Here is a 25621-nt window from a genome sequence, read left to right as displayed (position 1 = left end):
TTATAAAATTTTCACGGGTTCTTAACGCAATCTTTATGCAGACAGCTCCCGGTCCTGCCCAGACTGCTTTTTCACAAATTTATAGGCCCAGGCATCCACCACGATCACAAACAGGAAAAAGAAAACGAAGATCCAGTCCGCATCCAGAGACAATGCGGAATCATAGATACCGTGTTCGATCATCGGCATGAACACGCTGAGCTTCAGGTAGCGTTTCCTGCGTTTTTTATCGCCTGCAAGTTCTGCCTCCTTCGCCACACCGAAGAAATATCCCATGATCACGCCATCGATGGCATGGGAAGGCACGGACAACAGGGCTCTGGTCACTGCCGTCCCAATGTCACCGCCCAGACAATACAGAACATTTTCAATGGCTGCAAATCCTAATGCCGAAGTCACGCAGTACACGATGGCATCGAATTTATAATTAAATGCCGGATGCTTCCATGCCGCCCATTTGGCCGCCTGCATCTTGCAAAGTTCCTCGATCAGTGCCACCCCGATAAAATTATCCAGGATCACGTAGCACAGCGTATCTGCATCCATAAATACCAGAAATACTTCATCCAGAATGATCTCCAGTATCATGGCGGGGATCACAGACAATACACCAAACAGGAATATTTTCCGCAATAATCCCCTCGGCTCCTTCTCCACCTTATCCTGTCTATAGATCCATACCACCAGTGCGATGGCCGGCAATAGTGCCAATCCTGTCAGAAACATAACCTACTCCTCTCCTGTCCACATAGACGGTCCGCCCTTTCAGGACCGCCGCCACTTTTTATCCGTCAGAATCTCCGTCCTGTCTGCTTCCTGAATCTGTTTTGCGGTAATGCCCACCAGTTCCATGCAGCGCTTTTGCCAGACCGAGCCGCAGCATTCACGATTCTGCGTTCTTCGTAGTATAACTACATATTAATCTAATGTTTTTCCTGATGTCAACCTAACGAAAGTATATGTTCCTATTTTTTGTGTCTTAGCTTTTCCGGAGGATACCTGCCTGCCTTTTGTCACAGCTTTAGGGGAAAATATTCCGGCTTTCATATATCCTTAACTACTTCTTTACACCTTGCATTGCAAAGTAATGGTACTATAGTTATAATAAATTTACAAAACAACTAACAATATTTCATGGAGGATCACACCGTGTTCCGATCATTTTCCGATAAAAAATCACCGCGGAAAAGCTTCCGCTTAAAACCACCCTTTACCAGGCACGCCATCAGTATCCTGATCTGTGCTGCCTGCATGCTGTGCGCCACACTTGCCTCTTTTTTATATCAGCATATTGTCCCGGACAACCATGCCAATGTAGCACTGTTCTACATTCTGGCACTGGTGATCATCGCCAGATGGACGGTGGGCTACGGCTACGGCATTGCCTGCACCCTTTTTTCCGTAATAGCGATCAATTATCTGTTCACCTATCCGTATTATAAGCTGAATTTCACACTGACCGGCTATCCTATCACCTTCCTGCTGATGAGCGGGATCACTCTGATCCTGTGTACCATGACCTCCCACATGACCATCCAGTCCGAGATGATCGCAGAGCGGGAAAAGCGGTTGGCAGAGGCCGAAATGGAAAAGATGCGTGCGAATCTACTGCGCGCCATCTCCCACGATCTGCGCACGCCGCTCACCGGCATCATCGGCAACAGCTCCCTGTTTCTGGAAAGTCAGAACGATCTAAGCTCCACCGAGCAGCGTACGATCATGACCAATATCTACGATGATTCCAACTGGCTGTTGAATATGGTGGAAAATCTGCTGTCCGTCACTCGTATCCAGGGAGACAGCTTAAGCATCAATACCACAGAGGAACCGGTGGAGGAAGTGGTGGGAGAAGCTTTGGAAAAGCTGAAAAAGCGCTATCCCGATGCCGCCATCCGGGTCAAGATCCCCGAGGAATTTCTGATGATCCCCATGGATGCGGTGCTGATCGAGCAAGTCACCATCAATCTGCTGGAAAACGCCATCGTTCATTCCGGAAGCATCCTGCCCATTGATTTCATCGTGGAAGATCATCCGGAGCATGTCTCTTTTATTGTGAGAGACTACGGAAAAGGATTGTCGGAAGAAAAATTACAGAATCTGTTCGAGACGGGCACCTACAACAATTCCCGGAGTTCGGATTCCCGCAAGGGCATGGGTATCGGTCTGTCCATCTGCAAGACCATCATCACCGCCCATCACGGAACGCTGAGTGGCAGGAATCATGCGGATGGCGCGGAATTCTGTTTCACACTTCCCAAGGCGGGAGCTAGCGCTACGGAAAAATAAGTATACTCAGCCACATAAGACAGAACTGTTGAAAATACCGGAAAGGATATGGATCTCAGATATGAATAAGATCAAAGTTCTCTTAATTGAAGATGATAGAAGTATCAGTAATTTCATTACCGCTACCATGGACCGGGAAGGCTACAAGATCATGCATGCCTTAAACGGCAGAGAGGGACTCAGTCTCAGCACTTCTTTCTGCCCTAACGTGATCCTGTTAGACTTAGGGCTGCCGGACATGGACGGACTGGAGGTATTACAGAAGCTCCGTTCCTGGAGCGATGTTCCCGTGATCATCATATCTGCCCGCACCAAGGAGCAGGAGAAGGTCTCCGCTCTGGATCTGGGCGCGGACGATTATATCACGAAGCCCTTCGGCACCGGCGAGCTCATGGCAAGGATCCGCACTTCTCTGCGGCACAGCCACGCCCAGGCTCCCGGTCATGTGTATAAGGCACTGGATCTGGAGATTGATTTCGAAAAACGACTGATCCGCCTGCGGGGCGAAGAGGTGCACCTGACCCAGATCGAATACCAGCTGCTCACACTTTTAGCGGAAAATTCCGGCAGAGTCCTGACCTACAGCTACATCATGAATGCCATCTGGGGTCCCTATATGGACAATAATAATCAGATCCTCCGGGTCAATATGGCGAACATCCGCAGAAAGCTGGAACAGAATCCTGCCCAGCCCCAGTATGTCTTCACTGAGATTGGTGTGGGCTATCGGATGCGTGAGAACGAGAACGGTGGGACGGTATAAACAGAAATACAATTCCCGACACTGCCTCCAGCAAAATGAGTACCGTCCCTCTGTCCAGTGCCTTCCAGACGCTGTCCAGGGTATCCATCCGGCCCAGAATGTCTATGTAAAAGAAATCCAGATAGATGACCGCCGGTGAGATCACACATCCCGGATGCAGTACCGTCCGCTCCATGAGCAGACGGTACATTTCCACTGCCAGAAATATTACATTCAGGGCATAGCCCGCACAAAGCTGATTGTTCAAAAACGGTCCCAGGGAGCTGAGTTCCATGCCAAGGGGAACACTTCCTGCCCGGACCATTCCGAAGCTTAAATACATGATTCCAACACTCCACAATAGCATCGCAAGGGATGCTATTCCAAGTCCTCTGCTTAATTGACTGGAGGGAATCATTTTCACATCCTCTTCCTTTCCGAAATACCGGTATACAAGCCCCAGCATCGCCAGCGTCCCCGCCATGGAGATTCCGGCCACCTGGCAGGCAATATCTCTTCCCCCAAACAACCCTCTTCCGGAAAATAAACAGATCCCGATGACACAGTTATAGATCAAAAGCCCCAGCACGATCAGATACAGGATCCTCTTTTCACGTTTCCGCTGCTCCTGGAGCTTTGCCAGTCTCACGACTTCCGTCACAGCCTCCTCCCGGTCTCCCGCCCGCTCTCCGGTCACAATGTCCTGAATCGGCAGTTCCAACAAATGGGACAGGGACTCCAATACGCCGATATCCGGAAAACTTTCTCCATTCTCCCACCGGGATACCGCTTTGTTGGTCACCCCTAACATCCTTCCCAGTTCACTCTGGGTATAATTTTTGCATTGTCTGGCTTCCCGGATCAGATTGCCCGTTTTCTTCTTATCCATATAAATACCTATACCTTTCTGTACTCTGCAAACTCTCAGGTGCTTTAGCACCTTTGCTTTAGCATCTTTGCTTTAGCACCGTATGCCGGCCGATCTGTACCCTTATGGTAACAATCCTTTGGAAAATGCGCAATCCATTGTAACGAGACTACCTGTTTTCTGTGATTTTTGCGCAAAAAATTCCCCTCGGCGAGGGGGGAGTGTACCGAGGGGGATAGAGAGAAAAGTATTTTTGAAAGAGGCGGGTTCCTTTTTCAGTTATTATAATAGCGTAATTTATTTATATTTTCTGCTGTTTTTATAGCTTGTTTGTGTTGAAAATACTGTTTTTTTGTGGTATTCTGACTGTATCAATGTCAGTAGATTTAAAAAGTGAAGGAGCAGCTATGGATATCACAACCAAAAAAGGCCGACGCGGCAGAAAGGATATTGACCGGATCGTCGTGGAAAAAGGCCGCAGAGGCGATTTTTCTCCCCTGCAGCCCGATCATTATCACAGCTTTTATGAAATATTCTATCTCTGGTCCGGCAGCTGCCGTTTCCTGTTAAAAGATACAGTCTATCAGATGGAAGCTGGAGATCTGGTCTTCATTGCTCCGGGGGAACTGCATCACTCTCTGTATTCCGCTGGAGAGGTCTGCGAGATCGTGATGATCTATTTCAAGGAAGAATATCTGCATCTGTCAGATCTGTCCGCCGAGGATACCGACCGGCCGGCCCTTCATTCCTTCATGGGCAGCGTTCCCGCGGTATACCAGGAGGCGCTGCACTCCCTGCTGACCCGGATGCTCACCGAGAATTCCCGGTTCGACCGCTACTCCGAGCATTTTGAGCGTTGCTATCTGGAAGAACTTCTGCTCATGCTGATGCGCCATTCCGTCATGAATGAGAAGGAACCGGATCTGATGAACTCCCGGGATGCGGACATCCTGCTTGCCACAAGATACATTTACAACAACTTCCGCAAGCCCCTGACACTGGAGGAAGTCTCCTCCGTGGCTTCCTTAAGCCCCACTTACTTCAGCAAGAAATTCAAATTGCTCACTGGCATGGGCTTCAAGGAATATTTAAACTATGTACGGCTCAAACACGCCCAGACGGCGCTTCTTACCACCAACAGTTCCATCACGGATATTGCTCTGGAATACGGCTTCAACGACAGCAACTATTTTAAGGACCTGTTCAAAAAAGTTTACGGAAAGTCTCCTCGGGAATATCGGAAAAATCCTGATTGACATCGGGTTTCTTATCGGCAGTCTCCTCTAAGTCTTCCTCTTCGAAATGTTCTTCCGTCTGTTTTTCGATTTTCTCTTCCAGTGCCTCCCGGATTGCATCCTGTACGCTGTCGAACTTCTCCAGAAAACTGTCCCATTCTTTGATGCTGAATTCCTGATTGCCGATCCGGATTTTCGTCTCTGTATCGCCATTCTGAAGCTTGTCGTAGATCTCCTGCATTTTCTCGCGGATCTGCTCCATGAGACTCAGATCCTCTTTTTCCGGTTCTCCGGCGGTTCCGGCCGGGTCCGTTTCCGCTGCTTTGTCCGCATCGGGCGTCTCCGAAGTTTCCTCGTTGCTGTCTACATTGTCACCGTTCTCCATATCATCCAGTTCTTTCTCCATCTCCCGGATCTTCTTATCCTGTGCCAGTGCACGCAGGATCCGGTTCACATCCTCCGGGCTGAACATACCGATGGCCTTGGACAGGGCATCGATGTTATTCCGGTTAACCAGCAGGTTTCCACCGCCAGACAGCGGAATGTTGATACAGTTTTTCTCATTCGAAGTATCCCCCAGAGTCAGACGGTTATGATCATAGTCACAGACAAAGACCACACCTTCATATTCGATAACACCGTTCTCCGCCATCTCCCCATAAGGCACCTTATCCTTGCCTTCGATACGACGGTTCAGCCGCACCCCCCGCGTCACCGGCACCAGTGCCTTGTCATTTTCCTCCGCAGCCTCCAGATTTTCCGCAAAACGATTTTCCGCATCTGACGTACTCTGCAAAACTCCCTCATTCACTCTCTTCTGTGTCTCATACACGAAAGTCCTTCCATAGCTGATTCCTGTAATTGCCATAATATCTCCCTCTCCGACAGCGATTACTTCCGCAAAAAGCGGATGGCTGCCTCTCTCAAGGCCGCCATCCGTAGCTTTTTCTCCATCCATGGTGTCTGTATTTTCCTATATGAATAATATCGACACAGCCCGGGGAAACTTTATAGTACAAAACTCTTGTTTTTTTGCTTTCGTTGCGGATTTTTGCATACCCTTTTGCAACCTTTTTGCATATTGTCACTTTATAATATCAGTAGTAATACCTAAAGCTGGCTTTAGGCCAATGGGTGTTTTGAGAAAAATTTTCTCTTGCGGCATCTTTTTCCGTATGTTATACTGGGAAAAAATAAAAACGAAATACAGATCAGGTAACTATGTCAGCGTGGACATCTTCGGATGTCTGCGCTTTTTCTTTTACCTGAAAACAGAGAGGAGAATGTATATGGTAGAGCTCATAACCAATGTGAACAACACCATCAATGGTTTCGTATGGGGTGTCCCCATGCTGGTACTGCTGGTAGGTACCGGTATCCTGATGACGATCCTGACGAAATTTTTCCAGTTATCCCATCTGGGACACTGGTTCAAAAATACGGTGGGCGGCATCTTTCACGATAAGCATGTAACGAAACATACGGAGGCCGGAGATCAGTCCATTTCCCAGTTCCAGTCGCTGTGCACCGCACTGGCTGCCACGATCGGTACCGGTAATATCGTCGGTGTGGCAAGCGCACTGGTAGCTGGCGGTCCCGGTGCCATCTTCTGGATGTGGGTCGTGGCTTTCTTCGGCATGATGACGAACTACTCGGAAAATGTACTTGGCATCTACTATCGCCGTAGGAACTCCAAAGGCGAGTGGAGTGGTGGTGCCATGTACTACTTAAAGGACGGTCTCGGCTCCTATAAGGGTTGCAAACAGATCGGTGCCGTACTGGCCGTGCTGTTCTCTGCTTTCTGTCTGTTAGCCTCCTTTGGTATCGGCAACATGAGTCAGGTCAATTCGATTGCGGCGAATATGACCTCCGCCTTTTCCATTCCCGCTACCGCCACCGGCATTGTTCTGGTGATCATCGGTGCGCTGGTCATTGTCGGCGGATTAAAAAGAATCGCAGCTGTCACTGAGAAGCTGGTTCCTTTCATGGCGATTGCCTATGTCATCGGTGCACTGGTGATCTTTTTTGCAAATATCAGTCACGTGGGTGCCGTGTTCGCCGCTATTTTCAAAGGTGCATTCGGGCTGCGCGCCGTGGGCGGCGGTATCGTGGGCTCCGGAGTGAAGCTGGCTCTGACCTGGGGCATGAAGCGTGGTGTGTTCTCTAACGAAGCCGGTCTTGGTTCTTCTGTTATGGTACATTCCAGCTCCAACGTAAAAGAGCCCGTACGTCAGGGTATGTGGGGCATCTTCGAAGTCTTCGCTGACACCATGGTCGTATGTACACTGACAGCTTTCGCAGTTCTGTCCTCCGGACTGATCGACCTGGATACCGGTGCCGTACTGGTGGATGTGTCCGGTTCCGCTCTGGTGGGTCAGGCTTTTGCTACCGTATTCGGCAGCTTCGGTCCCGCCTTCATCGCCATTGCGATCCTGCTGTTCGCCTTCTCTACTGTACTGGGCTGGAGTCACTACGGATCCAAGGCATGTGAATATTTATTTGGTACGAAATCCACCATGGTCTACAAGATTGCATTCGTACTGATGATCTTCATCGGCTGCACCATGAACTTAGGTCTTGCCTGGGATCTGTCCGATACCTTCAACGGTCTGATGGCGATCCCCAACCTGATCGGTGTCACAGCCCTGTCTCCCGTAGTAATGAAGATCACAAAAAATTACGTGGCACGTATCATTAAAAAAGAAGATGTAAAGCCCATGTTATCTGTCTTCCCCGAGATTCAGGAAGAACAGGAAAAAGCCATGTAATTTAACTTGGGATCAAACTTCTTCTCTGGTAATATTCTTCGCCCATTTGCCCTCGCGGTAATGCTTAATGACCCAGGGCCATTTGACGAATTCATCGGTGCATAACAGGAAATAGACCCACAGTACCGGGAGCTTCAGTACAAATGCGGCGAAGAATCCCAGAGGGATCGCATAGCACCACATATCGATCGTATCGCAGATCAGTCCGAACTTCGTATCTCCGCCGGCACGGAATACTCCGGCGATCAGCGCCGTATTCACGGCAGCGCCCATAATATAATAAGTATTGATAAGCAGCATATATTTCAGATAATGCATGGCAGTGTCATTCAATGTAGCAAACCGTAACACAAAGGGTGTGATTGCCAGTATGATCAGACCGCCTATGGCTCCGGCGATGACCGTCATCTTCAACATCCGGGAAGCGTAACTCTTCGACTTCTCCAGATTGCCTTGTCCCATAATATTTCCCAGCAATATGCCACCTGCACTGGCAATAGCAAAACAGAATACCGTGCCGATATTGCGCACTACGACAACCAGTGAATTAGCAGCTACCGCATCTGTTCCCAGATGTCCCAGGATCACGGAATACATGGAAAACGCCACACTCCAGGACACATCATTGCCCAGTGCAGGCAGAGACAGACGCATGAAATCTTGTGTCAGCACCTTACTGTGAACAAACAGGTACTTCGGATGCAGTTTTACATTTTTGCTCAAGAAAGATACAATGAAGCATGCCACCAGTTCCACCAGTCGGGACAGGGCTGTGGCAATGGCGACACCGGTAGCTCCCAGCTTCGGCATGCCGAACAGTCCGAAGATAAATGTGGCATTCAGAATGACATTCAATACGAAAGCCAGCATATTCAACGCCATACTGACCGTCACACGACCTACGCTTCGCAGGATGGCAAGATACACTTCCGTGATGCCCCAGCACAGGTATGTGATTCCCATGATCCGCAGATAGGAAGCACCGATGGTGATCAGCTCCGCATCCGAAGTAAACAGAAGCATCATCTTCTGAGGAAGGAAAAATGCAATCAGCGCAACAATACCTGAGATCGCCATAGAGAAACGAAGCGTGATCCCCTCTACCGTATGAATTGCTTCCAGGTTCCCCTTTCCATAATATTGGGCGCACAAGAGAGTGGCTCCCGTCCCCAGTCCGTAATATACCATAAACAGGACATTCGAAAAATTTGACGCCAGGGATACTGCGGATATTGCGGACTGTCCCACATAGTTTAACATAATGACATCCGCGGAATTCACCGCTGCACTGAGCAGATTCTGTATAATGATCGGGATGGTCAGTTTGAACATCTGCCTGTAAAAATCGTCTTTTTTCATTGCTGTTATCTGCATGGTATTCCTCACATTTTCTGTTTTATTTTTGTTCCTTACATACCTGATTTCTTTTTTTAGTTTCTACGCATGTGTTTTCCCTGCCGGCACACATACCTAATTTCTTTTTTCGCTTTCTACGCATGTGTTTTCCCTGCCGGCACACATACCTAATTCCCTTTTTTGTTTCCTACGCATGTGTTTTCTCTACTGACACACATGCCTAATTTCCTTTTTTGTTTCCTACGCATGTGTTTTTCCTGCTGGCACACATACCTAATTTCCTTTTTTGTTTCCTACGCATGTGTTTTTCCTGTCGGCATACATACCTGATTTTGTTTTTCGCTTTCTACGCATGTGTTTTCCCTGCCGGCACACATACCTAATTTCCTTTTTTGTTTCCTACGCATGTGTTTCTTTGACAATTATACATATTCAAATCTTTTTTTCAAGCTTTATGCATGTATTTCATAACATTCTAACCTTAAATAATAAAAATCCGGGAGATGAACCATCCCGGATTTTTTAAGCTTTGTATTGTCTGTATTGCCTGCAAGCAATCTCGCTGACTTTATGCTATGATCATTTCATATACGATTTTTCCGTGCTTCGCACTCTCAAGATCACCACTTCCAGTCGGCGACCTCCATCTGAGTGGCTTTCATATGCCGGTAAATGCCATCTTTTGCTTCCAGCTGCACGGGGGATCCCTGTTCTGCCACCACGCCATCCTTCAATACGACGATCTTGTCCGCATCCGCCACGGTACGCATACGGTGTGCAATGATCATAACGGTCTTGTTGCGGATCAGCTTGGACAGGGCTTCCTGAATCATCGTCTCGTTATCCACATCCAGGGAAGCCGTTGCTTCATCCAACAGGATAATGGGCGCATCCTTCAGGAATGCTCTAGCTATGGAGATACGCTGTCTCTCACCCCCGGACAGTTCCGAACCGTTCTCACCGATCATGGTCTGCCAGCCGTCCGGAAGCTTCTCCGCGAACTCATCACAGTGCGCCAGTTTTGCCGCCGCCAGCACTTCTTCATCCGTAGCATCCTGCTTGCCGATACGGATGTTTTCCATCACCGTATTATTAAACAGCGTCACATCCTGGAACACGATGGCGTACAGAGACATCAAGGTCTCCGGATCGATGGTGGAGATGTCCATGCCGCCCACGGTGATCTTACCTTTATTGATATCCCAGAAGCGGGAAGCCAGTCTGGACACGGTGGTCTTACCGCCGCCGGAAGGGCCGATCAGTGCTGTCACTTCGCCCTGTTTCGCCGTGAAAGTGACATCGCGAAGTACAGTATCCTGACTGTCATAGGAGAATCCCACATGAGAAAATACAATGTCATACCCCTTAGGATCCATGGTGTCGGCACCGGTCTGGATCTCATGGGACAGGATCTCGTCGAGACGGTCACACTGCACACCGGTACTGATAATAGCTGCCAGATTCTGCAGTGCCACCTGCAGGGGATCATACATTCTGGATACCAATAGGAGGAATACGAAGAAGGTCAGGATATCGATCTCCCCCTGTACCAATAATGCACCGCCGATCAGTGCCACTGTGGCGATACCAAGCTTTAAAATCATCTGTGCACTTCCCACAAATACTGCTGTTCCAAGCTCCGTCACCAGTGCATGTTTCTCCACAGCACGGATCTTGCCCTCTAAGCCTTCCATGTACTCAGCCTGGGCATTGTTGGCCCGGAGGTCGCGTACGGTCTCCAGGCATTCCTGAATGCCGTCCGCACAGTCCATTTTCAATTTCATCTGCTTCTTACTTAAGCTCTTCTGTACCCTGCCGGAACATCCTACAATGAGGAAAGACACCGGCAGTACCCACAGTGCTGCGATTGCCATTCTCCAGTTCAGGAAAAAGGTACCCACAGCGATCAGGGTGGTGGAGATACAAGAACCAACCAGTTCCGGAATGAAATGGGAGGATGCGGTCTCCATAGTGGCACAGTCTGCCATAATGGTGCTGGTCAGATCGGACAGGTCCTTTTTTCCGAAAAAGGATAACGGAAGCTTTCGCAGCTGCTCCGCCAGGGCAATTCTCCGTACCCCGCTCTCCACATAGGTTGCCAGGAAGGTAGCCCGGTACTGGATCAATGTGGTAATGGCGATCAGCGCAAGACACAACAGACAGCCAATGAGATAAAACATGCCTCTGCCTGCCATCGTCCCCTGCAAATAATCTCTTACCAGAAAATACAGCATCCATACTGGGAACATCAATACCAGATTGGAACATGTCACGGATACAAATGCCTTTATCATATCCTTTGCACCTTTTTCGGAAAGTGCATATTTATGCTGCAATTTTGCCTGTAAACTGCTCATTCTAATACTCCCCCTTTCCTACTTTCCAGCTGACAGATTTGTTATATGCTTCCCACATATGGGCATACAGACCGCCCTGGGCCAGCAATGTTTCATGATTTCCCTGTTCCACAATTCCGCCATCCTTCAACACACAGATACGATCGGCCTCCACGACGGAGGAAAGTCTGTGGGCGATCATGATCACGGTCTTGCCTACGGAAAGCTTCGTAAATGCCTTCTGTACCTTTGCCTCATTGTCGGGGTCGGCAAAGGCTGTCGCCTCATCCAGGATCAGGATCGGCGCATTTTTCAGCATTGCTCTTGCAATGGACAGACGCTGTGCCTCGCCGCCGGATACATAGGTTCCCTGACTTCCGATTACGGTATCCACTCCCTTCGGCAGCTTGGCAATAATGTCCTCACACTGGGCATTTTTCAAAGCTTCCATGACTTCCTCTCTGGTGGCATCCTTTTTGCCCATACGGACATTATCATAAATGGACATCTTCAGCAGCTTACTGTCCTGAAATACGAAGGACACCATATCCATCAGCTGCGGGGAAGGGATTTCCTTCACATCCACACCGCCGATGCAGATTTTCCCTTCCGTAGTATCGTAAAAGCGGGCAATCAGGCTGGCCAGGGTGGTCTTACCGCCACCGGAGGGGCCTACGAAAGCCACATGCTCCCCTTCTCTGATCTCCAGATTGATCTGATGCAGGGCATCCCGCTCTGCATTTTCATAGAGGAAAGACACATTCTGCAGGGCAATGGAATATTCCCGGATGTTCTGTTCCTTTTCCGCTTCCGGCAGAGGCTTCCTGTTCAGGATGCCGTCGATCCTGTTCAGGGAATCTTCCACGAGCATCTGATTTTCTCCGCTGTATGCGATCTTATTTAAGGTAACTGTCAGTACCGGCGTAATGATGATGTAAAATAGCAGGTTGATCAGTAATTCCGGATCTCCCCCTGCCCCACCAAACCAGTATGCGGCACCGATCAGGACAGCGAAGATGGCATTAATCAATGTAGTAAAGCCTACCATAGGCCACATCAGTTCCAGGGTATAGGCAATGGTCCATTTTTCATATTTTTTAATAGCGGTCTGAAACCGCTTGAAGGAAAATACCGATTGTCCGAAGGTCTTCACCACCGGAATGCCGCGGACATATTCCACGGCTTCACTGGACATCTCTTCCAGTGCATTCTGGTACTCTTCCATCTTGTCTTTCATACGCTGGCCGGTCATTGCTCCCATGATAAGAAAAGCAAATACCACAGGCACCAGACTTAATAAGCCTAGTTTCCAGTCAAACACTACCAGTAAAAGCAGCAATCCCACAGGAGTTGCCGCCGCGCCCGCTTTATCCGGCAGCTGGTGTGCCAGATAGGTCTCTGTGGCTGCGGTGGATTCATTGACGATCTTACGGATCTTACCGCTGCCCTCACTGTCCATGAATCCCATGGGCAGCGTCAGAATATGACGCATCAGAGTGCTTCGCATATTGGCCTGTACGTGAAAGGCGGCAATGTGGGAACACAGCAGGGCGCAGATATAAATGAGCATGGAAAGCAGCGCAAATCCCACGGCACTCCATCCAAGCCCCGACAGATTCCGGGCCTTGTTGTAATCCGGTGCTGCCAACACCACCTCCTGCATGATCCGCCAGATATAATAAAACGGCAATAATGCGATCAGGGCACTGGTGGCAGACAGGATCCATGACGCGATGGTCAGATACTTGTAGTTACCTGCATAGGTAAACAGCTTCTGCATAACACTTTCTTTTTTCATGTGATCTTTCCCTCTCTCCTTTTATGCATTTTGACATAACACTGTCTGTTTAGAATTAGTCCAGACTAACCATTAGGTTTTATATAAGACTGCCTCCGCTTTCCGAAGCAGTCTGTTTCATTTTCAGATTCACTCAGATGTTTCGGGACATTCCCCTTATCCCAGCTTTATGAGGGCTCCCCAGCCACCATAGTGATATTGTTCCAGCATATGGATATATTTTCTGGCGGTTTCTCTGTCCATGCGGTGACGGACAACTTCAAACATGCTGTCGAACATGGCTCTCGCTGTAATATGGACGAACTCCTCCGTGATCTCACTGCCATCCTGCAGGAATTTCGTCGCCTCCATATACTTATAGGTGTACTCTGTCTCAATATCTACCAGCTGTTCCACGAAATCCTGATATCTGGTACCGTAGGAAGCATCCAGTAACAGTTGAAACTCCTCGAACCGTTCGTAGACATAATCCAGCATTTCATCCATGCCGGAAGAAACATATTTTTCCATCAGTCTGGGCTGATCCTCTGCCTTTACCGCGTGAAATTCTTCCTGGATCTTCAAAAAGATCTGAATCAGGCCGTCTGCCGCCGGCTCCACGATGGCACCAAACAATCCCTCCTTATCCCGGAATCTGGAATAGATGGATCCGGTGGTGGTGTCCGCCTTCGCCGCGATGGTCCGCAGGGATGCTTCGGAATATCCCTTCTCCAAGAATTCTTTCTTGGCGCAGGCCAGAATTTTCTCTGAAACTCCTTCGATTGGTTTTGTCACTTTTTCCTCCATAAGCATTTATAACAGTGTTATATAACGCTGTTATAAATATAAACACATTTCTATTTTTTTGTCAAGGGGGGACTTTTCCTACTGCTGTATCTCCCTTTGCCGCTACAAAACCGGCAACCGCACCTTCCTGCATATTTATCCATGCGGTAGTACTACCATTCTGCGTTTCACTCACTTCCGCCTCATTCGTCAGCAGAACCGTCGTCCCCTGCTATTACTGTTTTCCTGATGACATCATTTTCTGATATTTCATATTTACTTTTGCAAAAGTATAGAGCCACATATTGTGGTCTAATTACGCACTTCAGCATGTGATCTCTATTGTCAAGTGTCTTTTCTATTGCAAATGATATGTCTGTGGCCATCCTGCCCGTTTTCCGCACTCGATCTCCCGGCCGATCCTTTCAAAGATATATTGGTTTTTGTGCTCCAGATCGATCAGCTGCAACATTTCCTCATCCGTCAGCTCACGCTCCGGCTCATAGAACCTCGCATCACTGATGCAGTAGGCAAGCTCCTGTCCATCATATTCTTCCGGATCAGTTATGACCTTAATGGGTGACTCTGTATAGGCATTTTCCACTTCATACTTTTCCGTCCATTGCTCATAGCGGCTCTGTTCCTCTGCTGTCAGGTTACGGCTGTCTGTTCCCCATACATCTACTGGTGCAGAAGCCAGTAAGGCATATAATTCATCAATCTCCGCATCCGTCATCTGTTCATATCTGTCAAAATAGGAAACCTCGGAATACTTCTGCTGCCATAGTTTTTCCCGAAGGCTGTAGTCCAGTTTATGCAGATACTCTATAATCTCCAGCCACTCTTCCTCTGTGAGCACAGTATCCGGCAGATAGATCAGACAACCGTATTCTTCTCCGGGAGTACTTCGGACTGCCACACCAGTGCCGGAATAGTTCTCGTCTTCGGCTAGTTCCCGAATCTGTCCCACCGGATATTTGCCGTCCGCTTCGTATTCTCTTGTCAGCTGCTCATAAATGCTCCGTTCTCTGGCTGTCAACTCTCTACTGAATTCTGCTGTGACATTGCCCTGCTCCGCTACCATCTCCAAATGCCCCAACTCTTCGGTGCCAATGTCCGTCATGCGTTCTGCCATGTACCTACGGTAACCGACGATTCCGACGGCAGTGGCAGAGACAGCTGTGGCGGAAAGTATTACTACCGCCAACAGGATGCCTGCTGCCCCCTGTCGGCATCCGTTCCTATTTGCAGCGACCGCCATACATTTTTCCTGCGCTGCCTGATGCCGGATCTGCGCATAAGAAGCATCTGCCCGCTCCAACACAATCTGTGGAATCTCTATCTCCTTTGCCTGTCTCAGCATTTCTGTTACGAGCTGTTTCTCTATCCATAAATCTTGCTTTGCCTGTTTCTGCCTCATCTTCTGCCTCCTTCCTCTGTCCCTGCATAATATTTCGCCATCTGCTCCCGCCCTCTGGCAAGCCTCGTGCGCACTGTACTGTCCGGCAGCTTCAAAAGCTTCCCGATTTCTGCTGTCCGCAGTCCTTCTGCATAGAACAGGACCACGATCAGACGATATTTTTCGTCCAGTCCTCTTAGGGCTTCCTTCCATTCCAGGTTAGCTTCTGTCTCCACGGTATTCTTCGCTTCCCGCTCCGTAAATTCCTCCACACATACGACACGCCTCCCGGAACGTAAAATGTCTTTACATTTGTTTATCAGGATGCGGACCATCCATGTCTTAAAATACCGGTTTTTCTGTAAAGTATCGATTTTTTCCCAACAAGTGAGAATGGTCTCTTGTATGGCATCCGCAATATCCGCATCCTGCGCAAGGATGGCACTGGCTGTCCGGTACATGTCCTTCTCATGAAGCTGCATCAGCTCTGTAAAAGCATCCGGATCCCGTTTTTTTGCCCTGCGCACCAGCTGTTCTATCTCTCCCATGCGTTCTCGTCCTTTCTTCCTCATAAGTATACGTCTTATGACTATTAGACGGAAGAGCCCCCGGAAATGTCCCGTTTTGGTCAAAAAATAAACCTACCTTGTCACTTGGCCAGTACAGGTAGGTTTACTAAACAATTACCGGGAGGCTAACCACTTGTGGGCGGTTGCTTCTCTTTATGCTTCGATTATAATATCTTTCTTACTTTCTTTCAAGTATTAGTTTTAAAAATTATTTTTCAGCAGCTTACGGTCTCTGTCCCATAGCGCCTTCCAGTGTCAGGGTCTCACCGCTCATATACTTGAAGTCGGGAGAAGCCAGCTGTACGCAGACGCGGCCGATCTCCTTCTCCACGTCGCCGTAATGTCCCATAGGAGGCATCTTGACGTTTGCCTTGAAAGCATCGGGATATGCCTGCTCGAATTTCTCCAGCTGTGCGGTCCATGCCAGAGGACATACAACGTTGACATTGATGCCATCGGGACCCCACTCGGTAGCTGCGACTCTGGTCAGTCCGCGGATACCTTCCTTGGCCGCCGCATAAGCGCACTGTCCGAAATTACCGAAGAGACCTGCTCCGGAGGCAAAGTTAATAACAGAACCCTTGGTCTCCTTCAGATAAGGATAGCAAGCCTTCATATAGTAGAATGCTGCATACAGACCGGAATATACCGCCAGGTCAAACTGCTCGGTGGTATGATCTGCGATGGTTACACCGGAAGCGGAAGCCTGGGCATTGTTGATCAGTACATCGATCCTTCCGAAAGTGTCAATCGCCTGCTTCACCACATTCTGTACGATTGCTTCATTGTCTGAACCGGCGCTGACATCTGCCTGTACGGGAAGTACCTTGATACCGTACTTTGCCTCCAGTTCTTCCTTCGCATCCGTCAGCTTCTGTACATTGCGTCCGGTCAGCACCAGATTGGCACCTTCTTTGGCATAGGCGGTGGCAATACCGTAACCGATGGATCCGCACTCTCCGTTACTCAATACCGCTCTTCCTCCGCCAGTGATGATTGCTGTCTTTCCTGTTAAAAATCCCATAAAATACCCTCCCTTTCTTGTTTTTATCTATTTCCTTATAAAACTGCTTATCTGCCTGAATGCAAGCATTCGCGGAACGCAGTTTTGCATAGCTCTGAATAGTTACCATTATAGCATAATTATAAGCGCTTTACCTGAGAAAAATACTCACCAATATTCCTATGATTCCGCCAATAATGAAAGCTGCAGGAATGCCGTACGCATCCTTTTTTGTCATCCGATCCCACTCAATCCGCGAAGGTGTCATCTTCGTATGGCACATGCTCTGATAGCAGAGATAAATATGTCTCCAACGACACAGATACCCCACCAGATTATAGATTCCATCCAATAATATTCCCACTGCCAGTACAAACAACATTGTAATTCTCCCCCGGTAGAAGTCTGCCAGCGCTCCTGCTATCAGAATCAATACCGGATAGCCATAACGATCCAAATATGCCAGAATGTACATTACTGTCGTAGAATAACTGCGCTCCGGCTTCTTCTCAACGATCACTTCCGTGTACCCCCAGTCGCTCTGCCTCTTGTAAGAACCGCCTTTCAATCTCTCCGGGCGTATGCTCCGCCAGATCCGGCACGGAAAAAAGCGGCGGCACTGCTCTGTTCTCTTCGCCATGAAGCAATGTCTTCAGTTCCAGTTCCAGGATCTCATCATCGATCTGTTTCCAGCGGAGGTTCTCCTCTTCCGTCAGATCATCCAGTCCGAAGTGTGTAAGAATCATTCCCATAATCTTACTTTCGATCTCCAGATAATTGGTCAGATAGATTTTCACTGGGCGAATGATATCCGAAATATATCCCTCGCTGGCATCATGGAGCAGACAGGCAAGCTGCTGCCTCTTAGACCACCCTCTTGCTTTCGCTTCCAGTGCACAATTCACGGAATGCTGTCCCACCGAATAAAAATAGGTCAGCTGTCCACCGCCCCGGCACAGTAAACTCAGTGCATGCGCAATGTCTTCTATATATACATCCTCAGGCGTCATCTGCATGGGATCGAATTTTCTGCCGGAATACGTTGTCATGGTGTTCATTGTGTTTTCTCCGTTCTGTTAGCGTTACTTCTGTTTCAAAATTTCATTGCAAGTCATTTCTTAGATAAAAAACTATTTCCGCATTACTATTCTTTACCGCCTTACTTCTCCGCACGGATCAGATTCTTATAGAACCGAACCGCACCGGGCAGGCAGTTATACTCAATATTTTCATTCAGTCCGTGCATTCCCTTCATCTGCTCCGGTCCGTAGACTACCGGTGCAAAACGGATACAGTTCCTGCAGATTGGCTGGTAAAACTGTGCATCGGTCGCTCCCGTCATGACATAAGGGCTGGAGGGCAGGCCCGGGAAAGTCTCTGCAATCGTATTTTCCACTAAGCGGAATGCTTCGCCGTGGATATCTACCGGCGGTGTAAAGTCATTGGCATGCAGCACTTCAGTCTCCAGTCCGTACTTATCAGCCACCTTTTTGATGATCTCCAGGCTTTCTTTCTCTCCCTGATGAGGAATGAATCGCATGTTGGCACCCACATAGGCTTCCTGGGGCAGCACATTATAGGCATCGGAGCCCTTCTGCACCGTGAAAGCGATCGTCGTCTTCAGCATGGCACCTGCCTGGGCACTGATCGCAGGCATGACCGCTTTTAATACCGGGCCGAACAGCCACACATTACCAAATACCAGCTTCATTCCAAATCCGGCGTAGGGCGCCAGTTCTGTGAACATCGCCGATACCTCCGGCAGCAGCTTTTTCCGGAACGGGGAATGCGTCTCCACCTCATTGACAAAAGCGGACAATCTGGCAATGGGCGTTCCCTTCGACGGGGCGCTGGCATGACCGCCGTTGCTCCGTGCGGTGAACTTCACATCTGCCTTGCCCTTTTCAAATACGCCTACCATGGCAAAATTGCCGTGAATGCCGCCGATGGGTTCGGTGATGATTGCACCGCCCTCATCGCATACCAGGAACAGTTCGATCCCTCTGCGCTGCAATTCTGCAACAATCTTCGGTGCACCATCACCGCCCCACTCTTCCGTGCAGGAGCTTGCCAGGTAGACATCGGTGGGCGGAACGAACCCTTCCGCCAGGAGCTCCTCCACCGCCTGGAAAAATGCCATGACAGAGGCCTTGGTATCAGATGCGCCTCTGCCCCATACTTTTCCTTCCGCGATATCTCCGGAAAAGGGTGCATGAACCCATTCACCCTCCGCCGGCACCACATCCTGATGGCTCATGATCAGGATCGGCTTCTCAGAGCTTTTTCCTTTCCAGTAAAATAACAGATTACCATCGATTTCTGTCTTCTCCAGCTTCTCATGTACCAGAGGGAACAGTTCCTCCAACACCTTATGGAAGCCTAAGAATTTCTCCACCTCTGCCACGTTGGCATAGGAGGTGGTGTCATATTGGATCATTTTCGACAGCTTCTGGGCCAGTGCCAGCGCTTCCTCCTCCGGTTCGTCTGCCACATAAGTCGAAGTCTTCGACGGCATCAGCAGGGTGCGGAGCACCGCGATCAACAGCAGTACTATAATAACCGCAACCACTGCAAGTAAAATGAAACCTATATATTTCATATTTTCCTCTTTTCCGGGCGCTACCTTCTATTACTCACATAACCCGACAGGTTTGGCCCCTTTTCCATTCATCTGTTTTCTGTCCTTATAGTCTTCTGACTATTCAGCCCCGGTATTTACACTATTGGGGGCATTTTGTCTATTTCGGACTCTGTGTATTCTTTTTCCGGAACAGCAGATATGCCACACCGATGGCAATGGCGCCGGAAGGAACGATCATAAAGCTGGTGGAGCCGATCAGGGACGGTACCAGAATGAACAACAGGCTCATGAGGATCAGCGGCAATGCAGCGATCTTCATATTTTTCCGGTAATATTTGTACGCCATGGCACCGAACAGCGCCGGAACCACATTTTCAAAAGCCGGCTGCAATACTTCACTCTGCAGCACGGGCTGCAGCGGCACCATCAATAGCACGCCCAGTGCCAGGACGAGGATTGTCACCAGGGAAGATGTAGCGATGGAGATTGTGGAGATGATCTCATTTTCCGGGGTTCCGGTCTTCGCTCCTACCATGTCTCTCGCATTGACCGCGCAGGGGATCTTCATATTGATCAGGTTACCGGTGATAAATGCCAGGTATCCGCCGCCGGCTCCCAGCATCGGTGTATAGATCAAAAACTCCGCGATGCTGCTGACCAGCCATACGATTCCCACAGAGAGGAACCCCTTGCCGACAGCCCCCAGATCCGGATACGCACCTAAAAGCTTACCGATGAGAAACGGTGCTCCAACTAACATCACCAGCGTAATGATACTCACAGTCCGCCCGATGACATGTGTTTTCTTCGTATAAATATCCCAGGCAGACTTGTCACCCTGTGTTTGCTGTGTATTTGCATCGACACCGACTGTGCCAGGGGTATTTACACCTGTATGATCTCGTTCGGTATTATTTAATTCTACATTATTTTCCATAATTTTTATTCCTTTCAGCTTGGAAGCTATTGCTCTTCCTAAGGATTCAGCTTTCAGCTTCGGACTCTCAGTCCTGAATATCTGTTTCAGATTTCAGCTTTTCTGTTTTCAACACAATGTCTCTATTTCAACTATTTCATTTGCTTTCCGACATTTCATAGATACTTAAAACTTTTTCAGAAGAGTACTTTACAGCAATCCCACCAGTACGGCTGCCGTCATGCCGATGATCATGCTTCCGGCAATGGAAAAGCTGTCCACCCAGGCTTTTCCTTTTTTCTCAATGAGGTATACAAATCCTGCCATCACCAGTGCCGATACCGCCATTACCACTAACGGAATGTAATCTCCGTGAAACGTAAACAATCCGTTCTCCGATATAAAACCGCCGAGATATCTTCCGATGTAGGTGCTGACCAGTCCGATGAACATGGCAGTCATTGCCATATCTCCGAAGCCCGGCTTGCCGGATTTTTTATTCGAGGTCAGCTTCTGTGTATATTTTTTATTCAGGAAAATAGACAATGCCATGCCCCAGATAATGCAGATGCTCATGAGCAGTGCGATCGTGGAAAATGCCTGCGGTGTCATTTCCGCAGCAGACAATGTGCTCATTCCCACCTGCTCCGCCGCTGCCTGCGCCACCTGGGTCTCATAATGCAGCGCACCGATCACGGACAATCGAAGCCACGGCCAGGGTGTTCCCAGACTTCCCGACAGGGCGATGACACCCAGCAGGATCCCCACACTGGGCAACAGGGAAAAGGTCGCACTGGAGATGATCGTACGCTTCATTTTCGTGGTATCCATACCGAGTGCCTGCCCGGCGCGGTATGCCCTCACCAGAAAAATCACACAGACCACCGCCACAAAAGCAATGATCCCTCCACAGATCAGGTACATCGGTACACTGTTTAACTGGCTTAAGATTGACATGTCTCTTCCTCCTTCAGAATCTCTCTGATTTTATCTTCCTGTAAATGCTCTCCGATGACGATCAGCACCTCCTGCCCCACTGCGACAGACTGCATTGTATGACTGTCCGGTGTAGCATTCAATTCCATCCATTGTCCTGCTCCGTTTTTCACATAACCCTTGATCCGGAATACTTCTCCGCAGGACTTGTCGGCAAACAGTCTGGGCACCGCCCGTTCCAAAGCCTCCGGCTTAATCTTCTCTTCCATGAAAAATAAAGAGTCGAAGCTCTGTCCATTCTCTAAATCCATCTTGCGGTAACTTTCCAGACGATAACCGCATTTGGATACTTCCTCTAAATCTTCTTTTGTCAGATCCGTGAGATTTTTCTGTAAAATATCCTTCTTGGGGTCGATTCTCCGGTCACAGCGGATCTGTTCCAGTGCCCGGTTGAGATGTGTCACCGTGTCCTCACACTGTTCCCTGGTGGCTGCATCCGCATGGCTCAGGATCACTTTTCCGGCATTGGCAGCCTCCGATGCCAGCAGATAGTCCGCCTGCTCTGATAGATTATCTTCCAGTCTTGCATCCAGTATGGCGATGACATTGCCGATCTCATACCACTGGTCCAGCGGCTCCTCCCGAAGTACATCAAAAAACTCATCTACATCATAGATTCCCGACGGCTCCACCAGCACCCTGTCATAACCGCACATTCGCATGGAGATCAGTTTCGTACGGAAACGCCTCCTGTGGCTCTCCGCATCGCATCCTCCGGCGATCATCTCCAGTTCGCACTGATCTCCCCTGAGTTCGTGAAGCATCAGCATATCCACGTTGATAGCACCGAAATCATTTTCCAGAATACCAATATGCAGTCCCTGATCCATAAGATATTCCGCATATTTTTTCAGAAAAGTAGTCTTTCCGGATCCCAGGAAGCCTGTGATCAGATCGATCGTTACCATATATCGTCTTTCCTCTCTGTTTCATTGATTTGCATAGTGATCACTTCTATAATTCTTTCTCATAACACCAGTAGGAATGCCCGAAAAGCTCACATTCCCCTGCCGTGGTAAAATGTAATTTTTCATAGGAACGCAAGGCTTTCACATTGTCCTTTGCCACTAAAATGTGTACCGCCTTATAACCCTGTGATTTCAATTCCGCCATAGCTTCCTGCAACAGGATCCTGGCAATGCCGCGATTCTGATATTCTACCGCCACTCCCAGTCTGGACAGCTCTGCCACCGGGGTAAGGTCCTCTGACCAACAGGACAGTGCCTCCACTTCCGGGTCATCGTCTATGGAGATTGTGCCCATCAATCGTCCTCTCGTAACCGGCAGCGGTTCCGCTGTCTGTTCTTCCGACAGCCTCGCCCTTTGTTCTCTCTCATCAGGTTCCGGCATTTTCTCATACAGGCAAAACAATGCATTTCTCGACAGGTCAAATTCCACTTCCCGTTCTGTTGGATAAATTTCTGTCCAGACACAATATTCGGTTCCGATCAGAGAACGGTATAATTGCAGGATCTCTTCTGCTTCTTCTCTGCGTGCCCTGCGAAATTCCATATAACGATCCTTCATGCTGTTCCATTCCTTTACTGACTTATCTTTTACGTTTTATTCTTTTGCTTTTTATGTTTTTACGTTTTTCTTCTTTTGTGATTTTATGATTTTATGTTTTATTCTTTTGCGGTTTTATGCTTTTACTTTTTATGCTTTTACTTTTTATGCTTTTACTTTTTTCATTTGCAGCTTAATTGTTTTGCTTTTTTATAGTTCTCCGCTTCCGCCGCATACAGTACACTTTTTGTCTCCGTGACACAGAATACAGTCATCAGAGATCACACCCTTACCATGACAGATACTACAAGACTTACCGCCGCTTCCACCGCACTGCTGGCAGGTATTTCCACCACTGCCTCCACAATGCCTGCAGCTGGTTCCGCTGGTAGCATCCACACCGCTGCCGCCACATCCGGGACAGGTCTGTCTTCCACTGCCTCCACAGGTGCTGCAGGTCTCCCACAAAGATCCTCCACAACGCTTACAAGGTGCTGTACCACCCTTGCATTCCTGGCAGATTCCGGTTCCGTCACAGGCACTACATTTTGTCTTCTGTGAAACGTTTGTTGCCGATCCATTACCTGTATTATCTGTCTTATCCGGAACAGTCTCCCCGGCTCCTGTGTCGGCTCCTTCGATAGCGACCGGCGTACCGGCATCCTGCAGCTCCAAGACTGCATCTACACCTTGTTCTTTTAATTCCGCAGTAACTGCAGCCGCGATCACCTGTTCCACTGTGTCTGCCTGCCCGGACTCCGTTGATTTTTCCAGATCTATGGTAATATTTTTACCGTCTGCCAGATACTCTTTTGCCACTGCCTGCTGTATGATCACAGGCATAGCCTTTTCCAGATCCATCCCCGTGAGGTCCGTCTCTGAGAACAGATCTTCCGCATCCTGGTTCAGACATGTAACCGCCACTACCTTTGACTGCTCATCCAGATATAACCTGAATTCGGGATTGATCGTGATATGCAGCCGGTATGCATAATCCAATGTTTCCGGATCTACTGTCTCTGCCTGCTCTTCTGCCGCAGCAGTCTGTTCTGTGGCAGTTACAGCGATGTCTGTCTGTCCCTGTGATCCTTCCGCTTCCTGTGCTTTATTACCGCAGCCAGATAACAGCAACAAACTTATTCCCGTTAACAACGCCGCTATTTTGATTCTTTGACCTGATAACACTTCTTCCTTGTTTCTCTTTTTCATATCCTACCTCATAGCTTTCTTGCATCTGTTTTACACCTTTAATGTTTTCAGATACTCTTTCTGCTCCCGGGTGATCCGGTAGCTTTCCCTCGCCTTCTGTATAGTCTTGTTATGAGTCCATGGATCCAAGCATTTTTTCTCGATATAGCCAACAGCGACATCCCACTGTTTTGCCAGTGCCGTGGCATAGAACCACGCGATCATCATGTTCACATAATATTCCTCGGAATGTACCGCTGCCGGGATCTCCAGATATTCCACCCGGAAATCCTCATCCAGGAAATGTGTCATCAGCATTTCCATTCCGAAACGGCAGGTATAGGGGTGACCCGAAGTTGTCCATTCTCTTATTTTGTCTATGAGTTTGTCTTTGTTTTTGCGGAACACCTTTGGTGAAAAAATATCACACACCGCCCAGTTATCCACATAAGGCAGAAAGCGCTCCACTTCTTTTACACAGGCTTCGTAATCTTTGATCTCCGCCACCAACAACGCATGCAAAATATTTTCATCATAATAAGTATGCGGCAGCTGCTTCAGAAACTCTACGCTCTCCGGATCCTTTCCATACTCCTTCGCAAGCTTACGAATAGTGGGAATGCGGACGCCGATAATCGTCTCCACAGGAATCGTCGGGATTAATTTGCTCTGAAAATCACGGTAACCTTTATCTTGCAATTGAAATAATAATTCCTGTGCTTTCATACAATTTTCTCCTCAAAATGCCTGCTTTCTGTTTATTGTACCACAAGCATAGAAGATATGCAAAACAGTCATGGATGGAAATTGAGAGCTGGGGCGGCGAACGCCCGCCTGTGCCCTTCTTCCGCCTCAGCGTGGGCACAGGAGATAGGAACAAGCTAGTCTGTACCCTTCTTCCGCCTCAACGTGAATAGTTTGTGGGTATACCCTGTCAATGTTTCCTTGGTTTTAATAACTGGTAATCCATCTTTTTCTGAACATAATTCCTTATAAGTCTCTATAGATAATAATGGAACCCTAATAATAAACGTCTTTCCTACTTCATATGGCATCATATCAATTCCTCCTAATTTGCTTTTACTTTATTTCGTAACTCTTTTATTACTCCGACACTTGAATCAAATACTTAAAAGTTCTATTACCAAAACATAATAATCTTTTTTACATAACGTTATATATTTATTATTTTTTGTATTATATACTTTACATTTTGTTTGATATATCATATAATGCATATAGAAAGGAGGTTATATAAATGAAAAATATGCGTCTTAAATTAGCACGCGTTGAGATGAATCTTTCTCAA

General features: G+C 48.3%; 24 protein-coding genes. 4 read left to right on the top strand and 20 right to left on the bottom strand.

What is annotated here, in order from left to right; translation table 11 throughout:
• Positions 1-33: 33 nt before the first annotated feature.
• Positions 34-726 (bottom strand): PrsW family glutamic-type intramembrane protease, encoded by a 693-nt coding sequence (locus tag ACTRDR_RS10695; protein ID WP_176862662.1) that lies wholly within the window; start codon positions 724-726, stop codon positions 34-36.
• A gap of 423 nt (positions 727-1149) precedes the next feature.
• On the opposite strand from ACTRDR_RS10695, the gene ACTRDR_RS10690 reads away from it, so the two are divergent.
• On the top strand, positions 1150-2286 hold the full coding sequence (locus ACTRDR_RS10690) for a sensor histidine kinase (protein WP_440527453.1): 1137 nt from the start codon (positions 1150-1152) through the stop codon (positions 2284-2286).
• 61 nt (positions 2287-2347) lie between these two features.
• Complete coding sequence (locus ACTRDR_RS10685) at positions 2348-3049, top strand: response regulator (RefSeq protein ID WP_262594879.1); 702 nt, start codon at positions 2348-2350, stop codon at positions 3047-3049.
• On the opposite strand, the gene ACTRDR_RS10680 is transcribed toward ACTRDR_RS10685, so the two are convergent.
• A complete protein-coding gene (locus tag ACTRDR_RS10680; RefSeq protein ID WP_440527451.1) occupies positions 2991-3917 on the bottom strand; it encodes a helix-turn-helix transcriptional regulator in 927 nt (308 codons plus the stop codon). The genes ACTRDR_RS10685 and ACTRDR_RS10680 overlap by 59 nt on opposite strands.
• A 386-nt stretch (positions 3918-4303) precedes the next feature.
• On the opposite strand from ACTRDR_RS10680, the gene ACTRDR_RS10675 reads away from it, so the two are divergent.
• On the top strand, positions 4304-5152 hold the full coding sequence (locus tag ACTRDR_RS10675; RefSeq protein WP_440527449.1) for an AraC family transcriptional regulator: 849 nt from the start codon (positions 4304-4306) through the stop codon (positions 5150-5152).
• Here ACTRDR_RS10675 and ACTRDR_RS10670 read toward each other — a convergent pair.
• The gene (locus ACTRDR_RS10670; protein ID WP_440527447.1) at positions 5100-6089 is read right to left on the bottom strand and encodes a hypothetical protein; all 990 of its coding nucleotides are present in this window, start codon (positions 6087-6089) and stop codon (positions 5100-5102) included. The two genes, ACTRDR_RS10675 and ACTRDR_RS10670, sit on opposite strands and share 53 nt — an antisense overlap.
• Before the next feature lie 331 nt (positions 6090-6420).
• Here ACTRDR_RS10670 and ACTRDR_RS10665 point away from each other — a divergent pair, with 331 nt between their 5' ends.
• Positions 6421-7899, top strand: a complete 1479-nt coding sequence (locus ACTRDR_RS10665; RefSeq protein ID WP_440527446.1) for an alanine/glycine:cation symporter family protein — start codon at positions 6421-6423, stop codon at positions 7897-7899.
• Between the two features lie 12 nt (positions 7900-7911).
• Here the strand turns inward: ACTRDR_RS10665 and ACTRDR_RS10660 are convergent, their stop codons facing one another.
• The 17 genes from ACTRDR_RS10660 to ACTRDR_RS10580 all read right to left on the bottom strand — a co-directional run bounded on the left by ACTRDR_RS10660 (position 7912) and on the right by ACTRDR_RS10580 (position 25370).
• Positions 7912-9273 carry an MATE family efflux transporter gene (locus tag ACTRDR_RS10660; protein ID WP_440527444.1) on the bottom strand — a complete coding sequence of 454 codons (1362 nt, stop codon included), beginning with the start codon at positions 9271-9273 and terminating at the stop codon, positions 7912-7914.
• A 602-nt stretch (positions 9274-9875) separates the two neighbouring features.
• Complete coding sequence (locus ACTRDR_RS10655) at positions 9876-11612, bottom strand: ABC transporter ATP-binding protein (RefSeq protein WP_440527443.1); 1737 nt, start codon at positions 11610-11612, stop codon at positions 9876-9878.
• A gap of 1 nt (position 11613) precedes the next feature.
• A complete protein-coding gene (locus ACTRDR_RS10650; RefSeq protein ID WP_440527441.1) occupies positions 11614-13389 on the bottom strand; it encodes an ABC transporter ATP-binding protein in 1776 nt (591 codons plus the stop codon).
• A 156-nt stretch (positions 13390-13545) separates the two neighbouring features.
• Positions 13546-14163 (bottom strand): TetR/AcrR family transcriptional regulator, encoded by a 618-nt coding sequence (locus ACTRDR_RS10645; RefSeq protein WP_440527439.1) that lies wholly within the window; start codon positions 14161-14163, stop codon positions 13546-13548.
• A gap of 349 nt (positions 14164-14512) precedes the next feature.
• Positions 14513-15574: a hypothetical protein gene (locus ACTRDR_RS10640; RefSeq protein WP_440527438.1), complete on the bottom strand. Its 1062-nt coding sequence runs from the start codon at positions 15572-15574 to the stop codon at positions 14513-14515.
• Positions 15571-16101 (bottom strand): RNA polymerase sigma factor, encoded by a 531-nt coding sequence (locus ACTRDR_RS10635; protein WP_440527436.1) that lies wholly within the window; start codon positions 16099-16101, stop codon positions 15571-15573. Before ACTRDR_RS10635 ends, ACTRDR_RS10640 begins: the two co-directional genes overlap by 4 nt.
• Positions 16102-16345: 244 nt before the next feature.
• Positions 16346-17146 carry an SDR family NAD(P)-dependent oxidoreductase gene (locus tag ACTRDR_RS10630; protein ID WP_118547612.1) on the bottom strand — a complete coding sequence of 267 codons (801 nt, stop codon included), beginning with the start codon at positions 17144-17146 and terminating at the stop codon, positions 16346-16348.
• 130 nt (positions 17147-17276) lie between these two features.
• The gene (locus ACTRDR_RS10625; protein WP_440527434.1) at positions 17277-17645 is read right to left on the bottom strand and encodes a hypothetical protein; all 369 of its coding nucleotides are present in this window, start codon (positions 17643-17645) and stop codon (positions 17277-17279) included.
• On the bottom strand, positions 17635-18183 hold the full coding sequence (locus ACTRDR_RS10620; protein ID WP_440527433.1) for a phosphohydrolase: 549 nt from the start codon (positions 18181-18183) through the stop codon (positions 17635-17637). Before ACTRDR_RS10620 ends, ACTRDR_RS10625 begins: the two co-directional genes overlap by 11 nt.
• 101 nt (positions 18184-18284) lie before the next feature.
• A complete protein-coding gene (locus ACTRDR_RS10615) occupies positions 18285-19724 on the bottom strand; it encodes a M20/M25/M40 family metallo-hydrolase (protein ID WP_440527431.1) in 1440 nt (479 codons plus the stop codon).
• Between the two features lie 139 nt (positions 19725-19863).
• Positions 19864-20643, bottom strand: coding sequence for a hypothetical protein (locus ACTRDR_RS10610; RefSeq protein ID WP_176862720.1), 780 nt, complete (start codon positions 20641-20643; stop codon positions 19864-19866).
• Between the two features lie 189 nt (positions 20644-20832).
• Positions 20833-21579, bottom strand: coding sequence for a DUF5058 family protein (locus ACTRDR_RS10605; protein WP_022154639.1), 747 nt, complete (start codon positions 21577-21579; stop codon positions 20833-20835).
• On the bottom strand, positions 21567-22526 hold the full coding sequence (locus ACTRDR_RS10600; protein ID WP_440527430.1) for a GTP-binding protein: 960 nt from the start codon (positions 22524-22526) through the stop codon (positions 21567-21569). The genes ACTRDR_RS10605 and ACTRDR_RS10600 overlap by 13 nt, the downstream gene beginning before the upstream one ends.
• A 46-nt stretch (positions 22527-22572) precedes the next feature.
• The gene (locus ACTRDR_RS10595) at positions 22573-23130 is read right to left on the bottom strand and encodes a GNAT family N-acetyltransferase (protein WP_440527429.1); all 558 of its coding nucleotides are present in this window, start codon (positions 23128-23130) and stop codon (positions 22573-22575) included.
• Positions 23131-23334: 204 nt separating this feature from the next.
• Positions 23335-24333, bottom strand: coding sequence for an anti-sigma-I factor RsgI family protein (locus ACTRDR_RS10590; protein ID WP_440527427.1), 999 nt, complete (start codon positions 24331-24333; stop codon positions 23335-23337).
• Between the two features lie 30 nt (positions 24334-24363).
• A complete protein-coding gene (locus ACTRDR_RS10585) occupies positions 24364-25038 on the bottom strand; it encodes a DNA alkylation repair protein (RefSeq protein ID WP_440527426.1) in 675 nt (224 codons plus the stop codon).
• Between the two features lie 155 nt (positions 25039-25193).
• Entirely contained in the window at positions 25194-25370 is a 177-nt protein-coding gene (locus tag ACTRDR_RS10580; RefSeq protein WP_022154643.1) for a hypothetical protein, read from the bottom strand.
• Positions 25371-25621: the final 251 nt, after the last annotated feature.

This window comes from Simiaoa sp. (assembly GCF_051972595.1).
GTDB lineage: Bacteria > Bacillota > Clostridia > Lachnospirales > Lachnospiraceae > Acetatifactor > Acetatifactor hominis.
Note: the sequence above shows the minus strand (reverse complement) of the source record. Positions and strands in the feature narration are given on the sequence as shown.